Below are 20,833 nucleotides of genomic sequence, written 5' to 3'. Positions count from 1 at the left end.
AAATATCAATTATTGTTCCTCAATCGCCCGCTCCAGTTCGATCGCGCTTTCCAGCTGTTGCCTGTCTGCGCTGCCGGCGGGGACCGCTTGGATCACGTGCTTCTCCAGCTTGAACGAGTCGACCATCAAGGTACTGATCACGGTCAACTGCCCGAGATCGTCGATCGGCACTGCCCCGGTCCGGAAGGCATACCCGGCGGCAAGCTGCTTCTTCACGCCGTCCGGCCCCGTGATCCACACATCGTACTTCTTCGCAGCCAGGTCGGCTTCGATCCGAATGCGGTACTTGGCGTCTTTCACGTAGGTGATCGCTTGATCCTTGGCGTACACCGCTCCGTCGCGGGCGTCGAACGTGCCGTCGCTGTTCAGGCGGACGAGCAGGTTGATCTTCCCGAAGCCGTCTACGACTGTCGATGTATCGGAATAACCTATGACTCCGTCGATGTTGTTCGCAAGCGGTGTGACTTCGAAGTCGGCGACCACTTGGTTCGCGTAGCCATCTCCGAGCCAATGATTCGACTCCAGGAACAGCGCCTTGGACGTCATGGCTCGCTCCGGTTTCTCGGAGGAGACCGCCTTCACCGTCACCTGCGTACCTGAGGCATCGTACAACCGAACGTCCCAGTTGTTGCCCGATGCATCAGTCTTCTTCCCGAGCGGAATGCGTTCGGACACGGCGCGATCGTTCTTATACAGCTGATAGCTGACCGCTCCGGCGTACTCCGGATCGAGCGTATCCCTCTGCTCCAGCACGACGGTCACGCCGTCCTGGCCGCGGATCGTATGGAGCCGGTCGGTTTTGCTGACGTAGCGAACGGTATATGTCTTCGTGTTCGCCTTCAGCTTGCCGGCGACTGCATCGATCGTAATCGTATTGTCGCCTTCCTCCAGCTGCACGGTGTAGGAGCCCGGCACGTCATCTTGCGAAGCCTGCACCTTGCCGTTCAGCTTCACGACCGGCTGGATGATGTTGCCGTCCGCGTCCGTGGCGGTCGCCGTGAAGGCGAGCTGCTCGGTTGTGACACTCTCCCGCGGCAAGAGCGTCGTGATCGCCCCGCTGACGGAGATGACCGGTACGCGGACGTCCGGTGCCTTCTCCAGCGCCTTCGCCAGCTTCAGGCGTGCCTCCTCGAAGGAGTCGCCCGTCTCCGTGAAGCCGAGTGCATTCGTCTTGTTCAGGATGCCCGGCACTACGTCGGCCAGCGCCTCCTTCACGACATCCTCCTGCCCGCGCTGCGTCAGCATCGTCATGTACAGATGGTCCTGCAGCCCGCGGCGCATATTGGCGAGACGAATCGAGGAGATCGGCCCCTCGATGCCGCGATCTTCGGCAGGGAAGCGAATGTTCTCGCCCGGGTACACTAGTACGCCGTCGCCGTTGCCTGTTGAAGGCTCGCGGTTGTAATACGTGATCGGCTCCAGCCAGACGTTCTGGTGGCGGTCCAAGCCGCGCCACATCTGCGAGTTGTGCCGCCAGTTGGCGGCCGACCAGTAGAAGTACGTGTCGATGTCCATCTTGTATGCGCCCCAGATCGTGGCGCGAGGATCGGTCGCCGGCGCTTCGTACACCGGCGCTCCGGAATACGGGCGGCTGCCGTTGTAGATCCACATGTCATCTCCGTGCGCCCGCTCGAGGAGCGCTTGCTTCGGATCGTAATGGCTCGGCGTCCCATCCCAGATATCGATCAGATTGCCTTGATCGAGCTCCGCATTATAGCCCGAGGTGACAAATACCGGCAATTCCTTGCCGATTCCGGAGGTCGCCTTGATATGGCCGGCGATGCTCCGGATATAGGAGAACGTCAGCGGATCGGACGGCTCATCCGGCATGTAGGCGAACGTCTTCTTGGCGTCCGCGCCGAACGTATCGCGCAGGAACATCATCCACTCGTTCGACGTCGCGGCGGCCGAAGCCGGCGTGTCGAACAAGGTGCCCGGCCCGTAGAACGTGCGCGGGACGACATGGTTGCCGACCCCGGCGCCGGGTCCGTCGTAGCCTTGGGCGGCCGTGAAGTCCGAGCCGTTCAGACGGCCGATCTCGGCCGTTGCCGCAGCCGGGTCGTACGCCTTCACGAACTCCACCCGATTGCGGTGAGCGAGGCGGTTGTACTGCGCATCCATGTTCTTGCCATGGAACACATCCGTCTGCACGCCTTCATAAAAGATCATGGCGTCCATGCTGTTCTCGTCCGGCAGCGTGAAGTCCATCAAGTCCAGTTCGATCGGAATGGTATGGACCGCACCGTCAACGGTTACGGCTACGGTGCCCTCATATTTCCCGATCGGGAGATCCTTGGCCGTATAGATGTCAATCCACAGCGCCTGGTTTTGCTGCGGAGCCACCTGGAGCGGGAAGCCCCCCTTGCCCGGCTTCGCATTCTCCGGCACGAGCTGTACCGGCAACCAGCCGAGTGCGCCCGGCAGAGAGCCCGGTCCGGAGGAAGGCACGATCCATCCCGCCTGCGTCGGTTCGGTTACGTTCATGTAGTTCTCGCTGAAAATTTGGATCGGCCGGTCGACATAGTCCGTCGGGTCGATCGTCGGAGCCTTGTAGGCGATCCGGCCGGACTTGGCGTTCCCCTGACCCGAGAGCTCCGGGAGCGACAGGGATAAGTTGTCGATGCCCTTCGTACCGGCTTCGACGATCACTTGGAACGCCAGCACTTCGTTGCGGCCGCCGAACAGCCGGATCTTCTTGCCGTCCCAGACGGAGTTGCCGTCGCGGTTCGGGTTGTTCAGATCGTCGCGCTTCACGGTCTCGCCGTCGTTCACCGCCCAGATCCGGCTGAGCGCGTTCCCGTCGGCTGCCGGGCGCTGTATGACCGGGATCTTCACCGTGCGCGTCTCCGTCGATGGGACGAGCTTGTTGCCGCCCGCGTCCTGCACGTACTGCGCACTCGGCCAGCTCACGCTAACAGCAAGCTGCCCAGGCTGGGCCGCATCGAGGATGAAGCTCAGCGTGTCGGGCTTCGAACGCTCGACGATATAGGTGTCCGCCGGGATGACGGCCCCGCTGCCGTCCTTCAGCACGAAGTCGGATTTGTCGAAGGCGATGATGCGCTCCGAGAATGTCACGTCCAGTGTGTTCGGTACTGCACTGCCATTCGCTTGCTGCGCAGCGGTGCTCGCTACGACCGGCGGGACGCGGTCGAAGTTCGTATTCAAGATGGCTCCTGCACTGAGCGAGAGCGGCTGATCCGCCGTTCCCTTGACGAGCGACGGGTTCAGAAGCACGAGCCGATAATTGTACGTATCGGTCGTGAGCGGCAGAGCCGTCGTCAGCTTCACCTTGGTCGGAGTGCCGCTTATCACTTCCGCGGCACGGATGGTCGTATAGTCGGCCCAGCTGCCGCCATACCTCTGCACCTTGAACGCCCCCGGAGAAACCGAGGCCACCGGTCCGTCGAAGCCCAGCACATAGGTGTTCGCCGATGTTGCGGACACATCCTCTACCTTGGACGTGCCCACCGTCGTCACTTGTGCCAGCTTGAGCGGCTCGGCCGGCGGTGTTGTCGTGAGCGGCGTAACCGTATGGTTTTCCACGTAGTAGACGTCGTCGCTGCCCAGTGATTTCAGGTACACTTTCCCGATGTTTGTGATCGGGTCAGAGTTCGTCCGGAAGACGCCGTTCGTGAGCAGCTTCGTTCTAGTACCGCCCTCCGGGGTTACCCACACGCTGTATGTTTTGGCCGGCAGATCGATCTCGAATTCAAAATGGTACTTCTTGTTCTTCACGATCGGCACGACATTCTCCGCGTTCGTGTTGTTCCCGTTCTTCGTCAGGAACCGCGGCGGAGTCGAGCCCGGATCGAAGTAGAGCGACAGCGGGATTTTCGGATAAGCCATCGTGGCGTCGTCGGCTGTGAACGATTGGTAACCGAGAATCGCATTGACCGTATTGTTGATGTCCGCCGTCATCGTCAGGTCGAACTCGGTCTTCACCTTGCCCGTATAAGCTTGCCCGAGGCTGTACGCCGAACGGCCGAAATCCATGTTCGACTTCCAGACGTCCTTCGTCACGGAATGGTTCTCGACGATGAACGAGCGGTCCTCGCCCAGACTCTTCAGGAACAGCTGGCCCAAGTCGTCGATCGGCGTCGCGCCGATCCGGAACGCCGCGTCGGCGAACAGCAGCTTCTCGGCTTCGCCCTGCGGCGTGACCCAGACGCTGTAGGTGCCGGCCGTGAAATCCACCTTCAGGCGGAAGTGATACTTCTTGTTCACAACGATCGGGATCGCCGCCGAATTCGACCAGGCATTTCCATTACGCACTTGGAAAATACTAGACTCGGGATTGAAATAGATCGAGATCGGAATTTTCGGATAGCCGTCGATGACCGCCGAGCTGTCGGCATAACCGATCAGCGAGTTCACCCCGTTCGGGTCGAGCGGCTTGAGCGGCGTCATGTCGAACTCGGCGACGACCTTGCCCGTGTTCCCTGTGCCGAGAGGGAACGGCTGGAACGCGATCGTCGACGGCCACGCCGCCGACCGCTCGAGCGTGACGGTCCAGTCCGCGGTCGAGCCGTCCTGGCCGCGCACCGTGTACACGACCGGCTGCGTGAAGTTGACGGCCGTGCCGGAGGCAGGCTGCACCGTCGCGCCGGGCGACACGGTTACGGTCGGCGTCAGCGCCGTCGCGTCCGAGCTCTCCGGCAGCGTGAACTTGACCGTGCGCTGCGCCGCGTCGATCACGGACGGGCCGAGCTGCCCCGGCACGGTGAAGCCGGTGATCGCCTTCGCCCCGCTAGGCGGATCCAGCACCGCCAGCACCGTATACGTCTGTTGCGACCCGTCCTGTGCCGTCACCGTATAGGTGACCGGCTGCGTGAAATTGCGCACCGTGCCGGAGGCCGGCGCCAAGGTCGCAAGCGGCGACACCGCGATGACCGGCGCGAGCGCCTGCACGTTCGTGCCGTACGGCAGGCGGAACGTCGCCGTACGCGCGGCTTCTTCGATGACCGTGCTGCCGACTTGGCCCGGCACGGTCAGCGACAAGATGGACTTCGCGGCACTCGGCGGATTGACCGTGCCGCTCACGGTCCACGTCGCCGTCTGGCCGGCGGCGCTCGTCACGGTGTAGGCCGCCGGAACGCCGAAGTCGCGCGGCGTACCCGATGGCGGGGCGATCGTCGCTCCCGCCGACACGCGGATGTCCGGCGTCAGGCCGGTCAGGCTGCCGCCGTACGGCACTTGGAACGACACCGACTTGTACGTCGTGTCGATGACGGATGCGCCAGCATGCCCGTTCACATGGAACGCGGTAATGTCGCTGCCGGGCTGCGGCGGCGTTCCGGCCGGCGCGATCGTGTACGTGCCGGCGCCGCCGGTGAAGCTGAGGACACCGCCCTCGGCGCTGACGCTGGCCGTCGTGCTGGCCGCGCCGGAGATCGTCCAGCCGCCTGCGGCGAGATCGGCGATCGCGAACTGCAAGCGCTCGCTGCCGCTGCCCGCGACGCTGAACGTCATCGCGCCGCTCCGCTTCTCGCCGCTCTTACTGAACAGCACGACGCGGTCGGCGATCTTCACGCCTTCGAGCTCCGCGGACTCGACCCGCTCCGTTGCGAGCGGCGTGACGCCGCGGTCGGACACCTGCATTACGTTCAGGAACGTGTCGGTCAGAGCCGGCTGGGAAGGCGACACTTCGATGCGCCACGCTCCGAGCTCGCTCGAGCTCGTCGCCTTGTCCGTCTCCGGCCAGTTCGTCCCTTGGTAATCTTGGAACTCGTGTCCCTGTCCTCCCACCGGCGTAATGACCGGCGCGGAAGGCAGCAGCGTCGTGTTGACCAGCTTGCCGTTGTAGCCGTCGGTCGTGCGCTCGATCGTAGTCGTGTTGCCGCTAACCACAGGCTGCTCCATGCTGTGCAGGAGCCATGTTTTCTTGAAGCTCGGGTCGGTCGACGTCACCTTGTCGTGGACGATAATCGCCGCCGGGTGAACGTCGTCCTTCAAGTTCAGGAACATGAACGACCGGTTGTAATCGCTTACTTTGGTCGCCTTGTAGTTATCCGTCAAGTAGCCTTTGATGTAGCTGAAGTCCGGTTCGATCGCATCCGGCCCGATCTGTTGGGCGACGACCTCGCTTCGCTTGTAGCCCTTAGCGGGATTCAGGATGTCGTTCAGGTCGTACGGCTCGTACGCCTGATTCGGCCAGAACTGGCCGCCGTCGTTGCCGAGCGGCTTCGTCGCTCCGCCATCGAACGGATCGGTGTACGTCCCCGGCGTCTTGTCATGCCACTCGAACTTCTCGTTCGGGTCGTAGACGAGCAGCGCATTGTGCGCGATCGTCCGCCGGCTGTAGTTCATATGGTGAGGCGTCTCGTAGAGGCCGTAGTTGCCCGAGTCGATGGCCAGCGCGCCCTTGTAATAAATCTGGAACGCACCTGCATCGAGATGCTCGTGGCCGGCGAAGTAGTATTCGTTCATGCGGATGTCCGCCACGACATCCTTGGACTGCAGATTCATCCCTTCGGTCCACCCTGTCCGTGCGATCATCGCCCCTTGAGGGGAGCCAAAATACTTCGTCAGCGGCAAATCGCTCACCGACTTCGGCTGCACGGTCGGATCCGCATAGACCAGCTCCAGCACGGGATCCAGCTTCCCGCCGTCGTTCGTGCCGGTGCCGTTCGCCCCGCTGTAGTTGCGCAGGAATTCTCCCTGCAGATAGCCGTCCTTGTACAACCCGGCCGCCGTCATCCAGGGCAGGGGCGCCCGCCAATATTGCCCGTACGGGTGCTGGTCATCCTCCGTGGAATCCCCGTCCCGCAGCAGGCTGCCGTCCGGTCTTCGCCCCCAGAGGTAATAGTCCATCATATTGCGCTGGCTCGCATCGTAGATGTCGATGCCGCTCATCTTCTTGAAAATCAGCGCCGAGACGAAGTCGCTCGTCATCGTATACGGTCCGTAGGAGTCGCCCCGCTGATGCTTGCCGGCGGCATAATACCAGTCGCGCGCCGGGATATAGCGGCTGAAGATCGTGCCCGCCACCGTGTTGTATACTTCCGGGTGCTCATTGTAGACGGCGACGGCCCAGCTCAGCTGGTCGCGCAGCACTTGATCCTCCGCGCCGTGCCCGCTGATGGCTCCCTGCAGGTCCGGCGGGTAGCCGATCTCCATCTTCTCCGCGTGCGTCCGGAACAAGGCGTTCCACTCCGTCTTGTTCGTCTCGCTCAGCAGCGGGTAGCACCAGTCGTAGACGATGGCGCCGGCCACGAGCATGTGCCCGATTTCCCGGGCTCCGGCATTATTGAAGCTCTTCACGTAGCTGTCGAACAGCTGGATCGCTTGCTGGCCGTAGGCCGCTCCGTCTCCGAACAAGTACCGGAGCGCCTTCGCCTTGATGACGTCGAGATTCGCCGCGCTGAGCGCGCTGCTCGACATCACCGCATTCCATGCCGGCTGCATGATCGCCGCCGTCGTCTTCGCCTTCAGCTCGGCGATGTCGGCCGCCGTGCGCACGAAGAGCCGCGGATGCGCAGCCGGCGGTACCGGCGGCGTGCCGGCGCCGAGCGTCTGCACCTGCTCCGGCGCGGCGGTCCCAGCCGCCCCTGCGGTCATGGGAGCCCCTCCGAAAGAGGAGAGGAACACCCAGAGGGACAGGAACACGAGCCAACCCCTTTTTCCGGACTTCCGAACCATAAATAGCCTCATCTCCTTCTACTTTTTAGCACTATGCTTTTCCAAAGCAATCCTATATTATAGGAATTACTTCCGGCTGTTTAGTGGCGAAACTACCGGTTTCTCTCCTATATCGGGGCCATTCGTAAATATGGGAGAGATTCGATGAACCGACACATGCCCGGACCGGGACCTGGATTCTCATTTCGGACAGAGGAGGGCTGAGGCTGCCCATGATGAACCGGCTTCTGCAGCTGAGGCTTCGCACCAAATCGATTTTTATCAAGCTGTTGCTTGGTTTTATGGCCGTCATCGTGCTCCTCGTCTCGTTCAACTTCTTCTCCTTCGCCTTCTTCCGGACGAACATCCGCAATGAGATCATCAAGTACAACGAATCGAACCTGAACACGACGACAAAGCATATGGAGCAGCATCTGCAGCTCATCCGCAACGTGGTCTCCGGATTCTTCATGAACGGGAAGCTGCAGGCGCTGGAGCAGGCTACGGAGATCGACTACATATTGGCCAAGCAAGTCATTAACGAGCTTCAGAATACGGTGTCCAATCCGCTCCTGTATCTGGACAACTTGTTCGTCTATACATCGAAGCGCGGCTTCGTCCTGGAGAAAACGATGGGGGCCGACGCCTCCCTTATGTTCTCGCAGTACTATCACAATACGCGCTATCCTTCTACGTTCTGGAAACAGCAGTTCGAGAGCGTGCAAGGGTTCCAGCTGTATCCGGCCTCGACGTTCACGGAGACGACGTATTCGATCTCCACGCCCAAGACGGGGCTAGTGCTGCCTTTTGTGGTCCAAAGCAATCTGTATCCGAACTTCGTCTTCCTCGGTTTTCTCGATACGGAGAAGTTTTTCAACGCGTACCACCAGTCGATTAACGACTCGCTGTTCATTCTGGATGCCCATGGGAACCCGCTGTTCACGCACGGCGACGACTTGGCGCAGATTCCGGCGCTTCCGGAGGACCGGAGTTACATTTTGCTGGACCACCGCTACTACTTCTACACCCGCAGCCCGGACAGCGGGCTTACGTACGTCAATGTCGTGCCGGACAAAAGCATTTCCTCGCAAATCGTACGCCTGAACTTCACGCTCTTGGGCTTGCTCGCCCTGGCGGTGTTGCTTAGTGTGGTCATCTCGGTGCTGTTCACGGTGCGGTTCAACAATCCGGTCAAAAAAATCGTTGATACGATCCGCCAAATGAACGCCAAAACGCCGATTACCGACAATGGCAACGAATTCGAGATGATCCGCGAGAATGTCGGGCGTATGCTGCAGTCGACCGAGGCGGCTCACCATGATTTGGAGCTGAAGAACAACCATCTGCTCTACTATGCGTTCATTAACAAGCTGAAGCGGATCCCGGGACCGTTCCAATCCTCGGAGGGGGAAAGGATGGATGCGGGCGGCGAGGACCGGACGTATTTGTTCGTGCTGTTCCAGCTGTCGTTCAAGCTGCGGTTCTACGAGGAATTGAAGGAAGAAGAGCACCGCTCGATCTACTTCATCCGCGAGTTCCTGCAGTACATGATGGGAAGCCGGCTGGAAGGGTCGCATACGTTCCAGATCGAGAACAACCAGATTCTTACTTTGGTGTATACGGATGGCGTCGACGCTCGATTGACGGAAGCGCTTGCGCAGGTAAAGAACGTGATGGACATCGACAAAAGCTACTTCTTCCTCACGATCGCCGTCAGTCCCGTCTATCAGAGCGACGCCGATTTCACGACGGCTTATGAAGAGACGCTTGCGCGCATTCGCCGCCGGCCGTTCAACGACGAGACGTACGTGATGCTTGAAGCGCCGGCGGACGAGGTGCGCATTGTCCTCCCATCCGGACTCGAGCAGGAGTTCGACGTGCAGGTGCAGGCCGGCAATGAGCCCGAAGCGGTGCACACGCTGAAGCGCATGCTCGCCTACTTGAGCCGCAAGAACGCGGATGCCGAGCGGTTCCGCCGGTTCGGCGAGGAGACGCTGCAGAAGCTGGAGAAGGTGGCGGCCGTGTTGAAGCTGCCCGGCGAGGAGCTGGGCGACGGGGGTCGGTCGGGGTCTGCGCGTTCGGCGGCGGTGCAGCTGCATACCGTCGACGAGCTGTCCGCCGCCCTGGGGGCGCGGCTCGCCACGGTGTGCGGGCTCATCCGCTCCAAGCGCGAGGAGCGCGATCCGATCATCCACTTCGCGCTCGAGTATATGGAGACCCACTATACGAAGGATGTCACGCTCGATATCGTGGCCGGCAAGCTGAACATCACGCCCGGGTACTTGTCGACCTACTACAAGGAGAAGACGGGCAACAACTTCATCGATACGCTGAATGAGATTCGGATCAAGAAGGCGGCGGAGATTCTCCGCCAGACGGACCTGCGCATCCAGGACATCGCCGAACAGGTCGGCTACTTGAACATGAACTCGTTCTACCGCATGTTCAAGAAGTTCATGGGCATCACCCCGACCGACTTCCGGAAGATGAAGCAGGAGGAGTTGTAGGTGTGTTTGGAGGGCTGGACAGCGAGCATATGCCGCGGACATGAAGATCGAGGGGGGAGGTCCCATGGAGAGGGATTTTCTCCCTCTTTTTTGCCCGGAAATGCCCGATTTCGCGTCATGAGAGGGAAAACCTCCCTCACTTTTGTCCGAAACTGCCCCATTCCGGAAGAAACCGCCCAAAAAAGAGGGAGCTTTTCCCTCTCCCATCGCCCTAGGCGAGCGATCGCGCTCAAAGAGGGGGAGGTTTTCCCTCTGCCTCGGTGTGGCTCAGAATAGCGCGCAGATTGGTCATCCGACACATGTGGGAGCACGAGTTAAGGTGGGAGTACAGACAAGTAATCATATGCTAACGTGGGTGAGCAGACATTCGAGGGATGGGTCTCGCAGCTGACCTCATGGAATTCATACGCTTGCACTTAATTAACTGACGATAGTCAGTTTTTTTGTTGATTTCAGGCAAACATCCGTGTTATCATACCCTACATACTAACCTGACCGTAGTCAGGTAAAATAAAGACTTCCGAAGGGGGGCGCGCGGGATGAACCGAAGAGATGAGATCAAGAAAGTCGCGGTCAGCCATTTGCTGCAGTACGGATTCGAAGGGACGAAGCTGGCGGAAATCGCCGACGAGGTCGGCATCAAAAAGCAGTCGATGTACGCTCACTTCGCGAGCAAAAAAGAGCTCGTCATCGAGATTCACGAGGAAGCGACCAAGCAGGAAATCGCCTTCCTGACCCTGTTCTTCGACGAGCATAGGGGCGTGCCGCTACGGAAGCTGCTCGATCGATTCGTGATCGAGATGCGAGACCGCTATTCGGACAATCAGAACGTAAAGCTCATGTTCCTCATGGCCTTCATGCCGCCCGAGCAGCTGCAGGAGCTGTTCCTGACGATGTACGAGCTCTACTCCCACCATCTGCTCCATCTGCTGGAGCTCGCTTCACGGGGAGATTCGACCCTTCGCGTCGATCCCAAGGAATGCGCCTTGGCGGTGCACACCATTTATGAAGGGTTGTCCGCCAAGCTTATTTTCGGCAACGCCGATTATTTCATTCAAGCGTCGACTACGACCTTTACCTTGCTGTGGCAAGGGCTGCTTCATCCCGGCGAATCGGTGGTGAGCTGAACCCCCAGCCGTTATCGCGGTTAAGTCTATATCATCTAGAGGTGCACCATGCAAGCGACCAACAACAATATCAACGACAACAATAAACTACTATCCCTCGAAACCGATTCCGTGGGCAAAGTGTTCGTCCGCTACCTAATCCCGTCCTTGATCGGCATGTTCATGATGTCCGTGAACGTAGTGGTAGACGGAATCTTCGTCGGACAACGGCTGGGCGAGGTGGCGCTGGCCGGCGTCAACGTCGCGGTTCCGGTGTTCTCGATCTACATCGCCATCTCGCTTTGGATCGGCATAGGGGGCGCGGCCCTCTATTCCAGACACTTGGGCGCGAGGGAGATTCGAGAGGCACGGGCCGTCTTCACGCACTCCCTGACGCTCATCTTCAGCCTGACCTTGCTGCTAGCCGCGATCACCTATGCCTTCCGCCAGCCGGTGGCTGTCTTCCTCGGCGCCAACGACGACACCATGCCGTATGTCATGGAGTATATGCACGTGATGCTGATCGGCGGCTTCGCCATCACCGTACAGAATGCGTTCAGCATCTTCGTCCGCAACGACGGCAATCCGAACTTGTCCATGGCTTCATTGATCGTAACCGCCGGCATCAATATTGTCCTGAACTATATCTTCTTGTTCGTGCTCGATTTCGGCGTGGGCGGCTCGGCGCTCGCTCTCGTGATCGGGGCGGCTGTCGGGGCGGGCGTCCTGTTCCTTCATTTCGGGCGCGCGAACAGCACCTTGCGCTTCGCCCTCCCCCGCCCCTCGTGGAGGCTGGCGAAGCTGACGTTCACGATCGGCTTCCCCAGCTTTATCGCCGAGGTCGGGATCGCCGTCTTCACGGCGGGCTACAACATGGCGATGGTGCGCTGGGCGGGTACGGTCGGCGTCTCCGCCTTCTCGATTCTGAACTATGTCCACAGCGTGATGCTCATGCTGTTCATCGGGATGGGATCGGCCGTTCAGCCGCTCGTCAGCTATTATCGCGGGGCTCAGCTGGTGGACCGGCAGCGGTCGACGATCCGCATCGCCGTGCGGACCGCGTTCGGCACCGGACTCGCCGTGCTGCTCATCGGTCTTACGTTCGCGGGCGGCATCGTCTCCCTGTTCGGATCGTTCCCCGCGGAAGTACGGGATTTGGCGGTTACCGGCATCCGGCTCTTTTTCATCGGCTACTTGTTCATGGGCGTCAACTTCGTCATGATGACCTATTTCCAAGCGACCGATCAGGTGAAGATGGCTACATGGATTACGGTGGCCCGTGAAATGCTGCTGATGGTGGCGATTTTATTCACCCTGCCTTACTGGATCGGGACGACCGGGATTTGGCTCGCGATTCCGCTGTCGGAGCTGATCGTACTGCTGACGGTGTATGCCTATCTGCGCCGCCGTTACAGCCGCCCGACTTAACGTTATTCCACATTCTGTAAATCATGACACAGCAAGGTTACGATAATGGATGATAAACGTTGCAATGCCGCAATAAGAGACGAAACCTTCTGCTGTTTCCGTTACCCTCGTCAATAAAGTCCAAAACCCGCCTTAACTCTCTGCCACTCGGGTTTACTTTGTTAGCGGAACCACGTATGATGTGTTCAACAACTTCATATTCCGTTGAATTCCCGAACAGGGAAACGGGGGAACCAACCGAGATCATCCGTGAGGATGGTTTCATGGGGTGAATCCTTTCACAAGCTTCACTGTGAATGGTAGGACACTCTCAAGTCCGAATCCGTCAGCTAACCTCGTAAACGTGATTGAGAGAGAACCTTGATCGCGCCTTGCAGCAACCGACTCGAACGTTATGCAAGAAGCCCGAGAGTAGAGTTTCTCTGCTCCGGGCTTCTTTTTGCTGCGCGTGAATCGATCCAATCACGAAGGGGGTGGTCCATCATGGATGAGCGATGTCGTCCATTCGCGCAACCATATCGTATAAAAAGAAAGGAAATCGGCATGAATATCCTTTATCCGATTATCGTGTTAATTTTGTTCGTACAATGGCTCGTGTGGCTTTCAGGGAAGCACAAGGAGCTTTGGATCATAAGAGGGAACAAGCGGCGGGTTAAGCCGGTTTATGCGCTCATGCTCCTGGCGGCAGCGGTGCTCGGTGTCGCGGGAATAACGGTTGGACTCGCTAGGGTCGCCGCCTCGTCTACGCCTGAGATTTTATGGCCTGTTCTTATCACTCTGCTGTTGATCGGCCTGATCTTTTTGTTGTGCTTAAAAGTGTTCTTGATGGACAGCCGCCCCACCTTTAAAGCGGTCTTGTATCCGAGTTTAACCTTCTCGTGCTTTTTGCTCGGCATTCAGTTGGTTTGTTTATTCATTTTGCAGCTATAGGGAGCCTTTCATCGGCTCTCCCGCAAACTTGGAGGGAACGACTCCATACGCTCGGCGAAAAAGGCGCGCGAAATAGATCGGCTCCATCCCTACATACCCGGCCACTTGCGCCACGGTCAGCCCGCCCTGCTGCCTCAGCAATTCCGCAGCCGTCTGCAGCCGAATCCGCTGCAAATCCTGCAAGGGAGTCGTGCCATGCACCTCCTTGAACAGCCGGATGACCTGCTTGGGCGAATACCCGACGTAGGAGGCCAGCTCCTTCAGCGAAAATCGCAAATGCATGTGGTCGTACATAAATTGAGTCGCCCGGTCCACCACCTGGTCCCGATACCGTCTTGGCGTTACATCCCGGGTAGAATTTGCAGCGCGGTCCGGCTTGGCGGCTTGCTTGCGGATCTCGACCAGCAAGGCGAACAGCCTCTCGCTGCAGGCCCACACGTCGTAGTCCGGTCCGGAGTGCAGCCATAGCTCGCGCAACAGGTCGGCGATCCGATCCATCTCCTTCAGCATCACTTGGAAGGGCGCCCGGTCGTAGCCCATCATTGGACTGAAGCCGGGTTGCTTTTCGAGGAACGTGGCGTACCCGACATGCCAGGGCTGCCCCGGGTTCGGCCTGTACTCATGGGGGAAATGATCGGGAATGTACAGCATGGTCCCCGGTCGTAGAATGTCCCAATCGTCTTGGCCGATCGGACGGAATGTCCCGGTACCGGACAGGGTGAAGAACAGCTGTCGCGCGGAGAACCCGGCAAGCCGGGACATGGGCTGTTGATGCTCGGTTCCTACAGTATAAAGGCTGATCGGGATTCCGTTGTCCTCGGCGGTGATCAAATTCGTTCTTAGGGCAAGCACGCTCGTAGTCTCCTCTCTCCTTCAGGATGTCCTTTTTGTGCGGATGAATGTCTCTTTTGAGCCATAGGCGAGTCCAGTATACCACAACTATAATCAGAAGGGATTGGACCCAACTTCAAGTTGAAGGAGAGATTCGCATTGAACCCCATCGCCGCTTATTGGGAAAATCTTAACGTACTCGAGGTCAACCGGGAACCGGCACGCGCCCACTACATTCCATATGGCAGTATCGCGGAAGCCAAGAACGCCAAACGGGGTACATCGCCCTATTATCAAACATTGAATGGGGCCTGGAAATTCGCTTACCGCGAGAGCGTTCGCCAAGTGACCGAACCGTTCTACGACTCGGACTACGATCACGCGTCTTGGGAAGAGCTGCTCGTCCCGTCCTGCTGGCAGACGAACGGCTACGATCAGCTCCATTACACGAATATCAACTATCCGTTCCCCTGCGACCCTCCTTATGTCCCCGACCGGAATCCGGCCGGCTTGTACATTCGCGAGTTTCAAGTGAGGGCCGATTGGGCCGGCAAAACCAAATACGTCGTGTTCGAAGGGGTCAATGCCTGCTTCTATCTGTGGGTCAATGGAACGTTTGTGGGCTACAGTCAAGGCAGCCGCGTGCCGGCGGAGTTTGACTTGACTCCCTATCTGAGAGAGGGCCGCAACCGGATGGCCGTCATGGTGTTGAAATGGTGCGACGGCACTTACCTGGAGGACCAGGATTTATGGAGATACTCCGGCATTTTCCGCGACGTCTACATGCTGGCCCGCGATCCGGTGCATGTCCGCGACGTGGAAGTGAAGCAGCAGCTTACCTCCGATCTGTCGCAGGCGGAATTGACGATCGCCCTCCGGCTGAATGGCTCCCAGGAAGTCAGAACGGAGCTGTACGATGCCAAAGGAGCTAAGGTCGCAGCCGGAGTGATCCAAGCCGACGGGGACGGAGCCGTCCGTCTGACTGTCGATCGCCCGACGCTGTGGAATGCGGAGCAGCCCGTCTTGTACCGGCTGTACGTATGTTCGGGGACGGAAGTCCTCTCCTTCGCCGTCGGCTTCCGAATCGTGGAGATTACGGACGGCGTATTCCGCGTCAACGGCCGCGCCGTGAAGCTCAAGGGCGTGAACCGGCACGATTCTCATCCGTCGCTCGGCCAGACCATTCCAATCGCCCATATGGTCCAGGATCTGAAGCTGATGAAACGGCATAACATCAACACGATCCGGACCTCCCATTATCCGAACGATCCGCGCTTCCTCGAGCTGTGCGACGAGTACGGCTTCTATGTGATCGACGAAGCGGATCTGGAATGCCATGGCATCGGCAAGGCGGGCAATTGGGAAGGGGATGCTTTCCACCGGCTGTCTAACGATCCGGCGTGGCGGGAAGCTTTCGTGGAGCGAGCCGTGCGGATGGTGGAGCGGGACAAAAACCACCCTTGCGTGATCCTGTGGTCGATGGGCAATGAATCCGGGTACGGGGACAATCATATCGCTATGGCGGAGTGGACGCGCCGCCGCGATCCGTCTCGCCCCGTGCACTATGAGGGAGCCGCTCCGCGTTACCGCGGCAACCCGAACGTGGACTGCCTCGATGTGGAGAGCCGGATGTACGCCTCGGTCGGCGAGATCATCCAATACGCGGCGGACGACACACAGACGAAGCCATTGTTCCTGTGCGAATACAGCCATGCGATGGGCAACGGCCCCGGCGATCTGGCCGACTATTGGGATGCGATCTATCGGTATCCGAAGCTGATGGGAGGCTGCGTGTGGGAATGGTGCGACCACGGCATCGCCGCCCGAACGGCGGACGGCCGCGCGTACTATGCTTACGGAGGAGACTTCGGCGATTATCCGAACGACGGCAACTTCTGCATAGACGGGCTGGTGACACCCGACCGGAAGCCCCACACCGGCCTCTTGGAACTGAAGCAGATCATCGCTCCGGTGAGGATCGACGCGGCGGATGCGGCGTCAGGGCGATTCATAGTGCGGAATCTGTACGATTTCAGCGATTTGTCGCATCTCTCCTTGTACTGGAAGCTCGAGGAAGAGGGAGAGCTGATCGATCAAGGCTCGGTAGCGGCGCTGGATGCAGCTCCCCAGACCAAAGCCGAGTTGACCCTGAACGTCGATGCGTCCGGGACTTCAGCCGGTTCGCGCGAGCTCACGTTGTCGCTCCGGTTGAACCGTGAGACGAAATGGGCCGAGCCCGGCTATGAGCTGAGCTTCGCGCAGTTCGTCTTGCCAGCCGTGGCTGTAGAGGAGCCGCAATCTGACGCCGAGAATATCTCGCATCATGCAATACGCGTTCAAGCTCACGGGGGGTCGCTGCTCTTGGAAGGCTTTGACTTTGCCTATGCCTTCGACTTGCAGGCCGGGATGTTCACGCAGCTCGCCAAGCACGGGGTTCGGATGCTGGCTGCGCCGATGCAGCTGCAGATCTGGCGGGCGCCGACCGACAACGACATGTATGTGAAGCGCAAATGGATGGAAGCCGGGTACGATCGCGCCGAGATGAAGGTGTACGGCTGCGACTGGCGGCAAACGTCCCCTTCCCGAGTCGAAGTGACGATGTCCTACTCGATGTCCGGCTGCAGCCGCTACCCGCTGCTGCGCGGCACCGCCGTCTGGACCATCGACGGAAGCGGCGCGATCACCTTCGCGACGGACGTGCAGCCGCGCGAGGAACTGGTCTATTGGCCGCGCTTCGGCCTGCAGGTGACGATGCCGCCAGGCAACGAAGCCGTCGAGTATGCCGGGTACGGCCCGCACGAGAGCTACATCGACAAGCGGCACAGCGTAAGGCGAGGACGCTATTCGTCCACGGTGGACGCCTTGTTCGAGCCTTATATCCGGCCCCAGGAGAACGGCTCCCGCTACGGAACCGAGTGGGCCCTCGTCTCCAATGAGCAGGGCATGGGTCTTCGCTTCGCGTCGAACGCCCCGTTCTCGTTCAACGCCTCCCACTATACACCGGGTGACCTCACCAAGGCCGCCCACGACTTCGAGCTCGTCCGCCGCGAGGAGACGATCGTCATCCTCGATTACGCGATGAGCGGGGTGGGCTCGAATTCATGCGGGCCCGAGCTGATGGAGCCCTATCGGTTTCCGATGAAGCCGTTCCGTTACGAATTAAGCATCTTGCCCGTGTTCAAAGAAGATTAGACGGCGCACACGCGCACCCTAACCAAAACGCGCCTACCACGATCGTGGTAGGCGCGTTTTGTGCGTTGCCGCCGCCTCTCAGCCCCCGGCGCCCGCGGCATCCCGCCGCATCCGCGCCGCGTGCGCGGCGGCGCCGAGCACCCCGGCGCGGTCGCCGAGCTCGGTCGCCTTCAGCGCCAGCCCCTCCGTGTACATGCCCAGTGCACGGAGGGCCAGCTCCTCGCGGGCGGGTGCGAGCAGCCGCTCGCCCGCCTGCGCCACTCCGCCCCCGACGACGATGACGTCGGGGTTGTAGAGCGTGACGGCGTACGACAGCGCCCGCCCGAGCAAGCGCCCGGTGTGGCGCATGAGCTCCACCGCCACCGCGTCGCCCCGGTCGTACGCCTCCGTGATATGCGCCGCCGTGATCGCTTCCGGCGTCAGCGCGAGCGCCGCCAGCAGGCTCGGACGGCCAGCAGCGAGCTGCTCGCGCGCCTGCCGCGTCAGGCCGGTGGCCGACGCGACCGTCTCCAGGCAGCCGGTCCGGCCGCAGCCGCACACGCCGAGCTCGCCCTCCATGTAGATGTGGCCGAGCTCGCCGGCGATCATCCGGGCGCCGTAATACGGGCGCCCCTCCATAATAAGCGCCGAAGCGATCCCGGTGCCGAGCGTCACGCCGAGCACGACCCGGTGCCCGCGTCCGGCCCCGAACAGCGCCTCGCCCAGCACATAGGCGCGCACGTCGTTGTCGATGAACACCGGCAGCCCTAGCAGCTCCGACAAGCGGGCGGCGGCCGGGACATCACGCCATTGCAGGTTGGCAGCCCCGATGCAGACGCCCTCGAGCGGGTTCACCAGCCCCGGGATGCCGGCCCCCACCGCCTCGATCGCCGCCCGCGGGATGCGGTGCGTCTCGATCAGCCCTTCGACGAGCTCCGCCATTCGGCGTAGGACCGACTCGCTGCCCCGAGCTGCCTCCGTCGGCACCTTCTCAAGCCCTACGACCTCGTCGTGTTCATTCACCAGGCCGCCTACGATATTCGTGCCGCCCAGATCCAGCCCTACTCGATAGTGCATCGGCAACCCCAACCTTTCTCTCTAGGATATATTTTTCTTACCTTACGGATTCGTTACGGTATAATCGTCCCAGCGCACATCGCCGTATGTCTGAATGACCCCGGCCTTGCCGGTCGTAAGGGCACTGTCCGTGGCGGACAACTCTAGCGTCCCGTCTACGTACAACTGCAGGCTCGAGCCGTTCAGCTGCGCCTTGAACGTGTGCCAGACGCCGGTCGACAGCGTATAGCCGGTCTTCGTGGCGAGCCGCGTGAACGTACCGGCGACCTGCTTCGTAATGCGAAGCTCGCCGGCCGTGGCGTTGTAATTCAGGATGTAATAATTGCTCGTATTCTGATACCTCGCGAGCAAGCCGACCGACTTGTCCCCCGTTCCCCACGAGGCCACTTTGACTTTCGCCTCCGCCGAGTAATTGCTCCAAGAGCTGCTGCCGCCTACGGCACGGGCCATCGCATCCGTAGCGGGTGTCCGGTAGGCGATCGAGCCGTCGGTCACGAAGCTCCATGTCCCGTCAACGACGGTCCACCCGTTCGCGGTGCTGTCTTCGAACGTTTCACTGAGCAGCAGCGGTCTCGCGTCGAACGTATCGTAGCGGATATCCTCATACGTCTGAATCAAGCCGGATGCACCGTTGGTCAAGCTCGAATCCGTCGCCGTCAGTTGAAGCGTCCCGTCCACGTACAAATTCAAGGCGGAGCCGACCGCATCCGCCCGGAACGTATGCCACGATCCCGTCGAAAGCGTGACGCCCGTCTTGGTCGCCAGCCGTGTGAACGTCCCGTTCACTTGCTTCGTGATCCGATACTCGCCGGCCGTCGCATTGTAATTCAGAATGTAATAGTTGCTCGCATTCTGGTACCTGGCCAGCAAGCCTACGGAACGGTCGCCGGAAGACGCCCACGAGTTGATTTTCACCGTCGCCTCGGCCTTGTAGTCCGTCCAGCTGCTGCCGCCTACGATCGAGCGTGCGATCGCATCCGTCGACGGGGCGCGGTAAGCTTTGACCGAACCGTCCGTAACGATCGACCAGGTGCCGTCCACAGCAGCCCAATCCGTCGCCGTGCCGTCTTCGAACGTCTCATTGTAAGGCAGCGCCGCGCCCGAGGAAGCCACGCTCGCCGGCGGGGCAATCTCGTTCACGATCGTGGAGATCGTGGCGCCCGGCGTATTGCTGAACTTCACCTCGTCATGGTACACGACGCGATGGTTGACCGTGGACGCGCTCGGATTCGTCGCCCAGATCCATTTGTAGATGCCCATCTTGAACTGGGCCGTTTCATTTGAATAGTTGTTGGGCTGCGTATAAGTCATCACGTTCGTGTAGCTGACGCTCTCGGACGGAATTCGTTTGTATACTTCGAGCAGCGGGTTCCCGCCGGAAGAGGACGCCCAGCGCACGTGGAAAATCCAATCCGTCCACACGCCCTTATCGATCGTCCCTACATCCTGTATAAACCCGTTCGCCTGAGTGGCGTCATTGCGCACATCCACCTTCCACGTATTCCCTTCGGTCATGAGCGCGAGCGGAGGCGACCCGCCCCCCATATGGTGCCATTGGGCCAGAATCTCGCGCTGTGTGTCGGGGCAATAGTTCTCCCCGGCGTCCGAACAGGTGCCGCCCCCGTCCCCCGTCCCCGGAAGGAAAATACTGAACGCATACCACCGCTCCGTACCAAGCGGCTCTTCGGTCGCGTGTACCAGCTCGGTCCGCTTGCTGCCCACTACGTTCAGCGGATCCGTCTTGAACAGCTCGAACCGCATCGACTTGCTCCCCGCGCGAACAGGTGCGGTCGGATAAGCGGCCGAGGGGACCACGTTGCCCCAGTAATCCGGTCCGTCGCAATTCGTGCCGCCGCACGTGCCGGCCTGGTAGTCGACTTGACGGGTGATCCAGCCGCTCATGTCCCCGGATTCGAAATTGCCGGTGAAGTAGACGGCGGCCGAGGCAGTCGGGGCGAACCCGATCATAGCGAGCACGACGAGCATGACCGCTGCCATGAGTGGATAAGCTTGGCGTTTCATCATCATTCACTCCTCCTGATTACATGATTGGAAACCATCGTAAGCAGATCTGAGTTGTGAAAGCCCACGCAGCCCTCCTTTCTCCCAGCGTGCTTTTATATTACCGGACACCATCCCGTGCGCCTAGTGCCACTATTGCAGGTG

Annotated in this window: 9 protein-coding genes and 1 riboswitch; of the genes, 5 read left to right on the top strand and 4 right to left on the bottom strand. The window is 60.1% G+C overall.

The features are described 5' to 3' along the window. Positions 1–9: 9 nt before the first annotated feature. Entirely contained in the window at positions 10–7,557 is a 7,548-nt protein-coding gene (gene hepB, locus ACI5FR_RS13395; RefSeq protein WP_405455026.1) for a heparin/heparin-sulfate lyase HepB, read from the bottom strand. 293 nt (positions 7,558–7,850) lie between these two features. Between hepB and ACI5FR_RS13390 the strand changes: the two genes are divergently transcribed. The 4 genes from ACI5FR_RS13390 (at position 7,851) to ACI5FR_RS13375 (ending at position 13,588) form a co-directional block, all read left to right on the top strand. Continuing rightward, positions 7,851–10,124, top strand: coding sequence for a helix-turn-helix domain-containing protein (locus ACI5FR_RS13390; RefSeq protein ID WP_405455025.1), 2,274 nt, complete (start codon positions 7,851–7,853; stop codon positions 10,122–10,124). A gap of 539 nt (positions 10,125–10,663) precedes the next feature. Beyond that, positions 10,664–11,251: a TetR/AcrR family transcriptional regulator gene (locus ACI5FR_RS13385; protein WP_405455024.1), complete on the top strand. Its 588-nt coding sequence runs from the start codon at positions 10,664–10,666 to the stop codon at positions 11,249–11,251. 48 nt (positions 11,252–11,299) lie between these two features. Beyond that, the gene (locus ACI5FR_RS13380) at positions 11,300–12,658 is read left to right on the top strand and encodes an MATE family efflux transporter (RefSeq protein ID WP_405455023.1); all 1,359 of its coding nucleotides are present in this window, start codon (positions 11,300–11,302) and stop codon (positions 12,656–12,658) included. A 192-nt stretch (positions 12,659–12,850) separates the two neighbouring features. Beyond that, positions 12,851–13,017, top strand: a riboswitch (cyclic di-AMP (ydaO/yuaA leader). A gap of 124 nt (positions 13,018–13,141) precedes the next feature. Beyond that, positions 13,142–13,588 carry a hypothetical protein gene (locus ACI5FR_RS13375; protein WP_405455022.1) on the top strand — a complete coding sequence of 149 codons (447 nt, stop codon included), beginning with the start codon at positions 13,142–13,144 and terminating at the stop codon, positions 13,586–13,588. Here the strand turns inward: ACI5FR_RS13375 and ACI5FR_RS13370 are convergent. Continuing rightward, entirely contained in the window at positions 13,583–14,440 is an 858-nt protein-coding gene (locus tag ACI5FR_RS13370) for an AraC family transcriptional regulator (RefSeq protein WP_405455021.1), read from the bottom strand. The genes ACI5FR_RS13375 and ACI5FR_RS13370 overlap by 6 nt on opposite strands. 138 nt (positions 14,441–14,578) lie before the next feature. Between ACI5FR_RS13370 and ACI5FR_RS13365 the strand changes: the two genes are divergently transcribed. Continuing rightward, positions 14,579–17,611 carry a glycoside hydrolase family 2 TIM barrel-domain containing protein gene (locus tag ACI5FR_RS13365; protein WP_405455020.1) on the top strand — a complete coding sequence of 1,011 codons (3,033 nt, stop codon included), beginning with the start codon at positions 14,579–14,581 and terminating at the stop codon, positions 17,609–17,611. Positions 17,612–17,689: 78 nt separating this feature from the next. On the opposite strand, the gene ACI5FR_RS13360 is transcribed toward ACI5FR_RS13365, so the two are convergent. Together ACI5FR_RS13360 and ACI5FR_RS13355 are read right to left on the bottom strand one after the other, a co-directional pair. Continuing rightward, positions 17,690–18,667, bottom strand: coding sequence for an ROK family protein (locus tag ACI5FR_RS13360; protein WP_405455019.1), 978 nt, complete (start codon positions 18,665–18,667; stop codon positions 17,690–17,692). A 42-nt stretch (positions 18,668–18,709) separates the two neighbouring features. Next, entirely contained in the window at positions 18,710–20,692 is a 1,983-nt protein-coding gene (locus ACI5FR_RS13355; RefSeq protein ID WP_405455018.1) for a heparin lyase I family protein, read from the bottom strand. Positions 20,693–20,833: the final 141 nt, after the last annotated feature.

Origin of the sequence: Paenibacillus sp. HJGM_3, assembly GCF_045062745.1 — a bacterium.
GTDB lineage: Bacteria > Bacillota > Bacilli > Paenibacillales > NBRC-103111 > Paenibacillus_AA.
This window is presented reverse-complemented; position numbering and strand designations above follow the sequence as displayed.

Excerpts from the sequence above, each read along its gene's own strand:
- ACI5FR_RS13360 (WP_405455019.1), bottom strand. The coding sequence starts at position 18,667 with ATGCACTATCGAGTAGGGCTGGATCTGGGCGGCACGAATATCGTAGGC.
- ACI5FR_RS13385 (WP_405455024.1), top strand. The coding sequence starts at position 10,664 with ATGAACCGAAGAGATGAGATCAAGAAAGTCGCGGTCAGCCATTTGCTG.
- hepB (WP_405455026.1), bottom strand. The coding sequence starts at position 7,557 with ATGACCGCAGGGGCGGCTGGGACCGCCGCGCCGGAGCAGGTGCAGACG.
- ACI5FR_RS13390 (WP_405455025.1), top strand. The coding sequence starts at position 7,851 with ATGATGAACCGGCTTCTGCAGCTGAGGCTTCGCACCAAATCGATTTTT.
- ACI5FR_RS13380 (WP_405455023.1), top strand. The coding sequence starts at position 11,300 with ATGCAAGCGACCAACAACAATATCAACGACAACAATAAACTACTATCC.
- ACI5FR_RS13355 (WP_405455018.1), bottom strand. The coding sequence starts at position 20,692 with ATGATGAAACGCCAAGCTTATCCACTCATGGCAGCGGTCATGCTCGTC.
- ACI5FR_RS13375 (WP_405455022.1), top strand. The coding sequence starts at position 13,142 with ATGGATGAGCGATGTCGTCCATTCGCGCAACCATATCGTATAAAAAGA.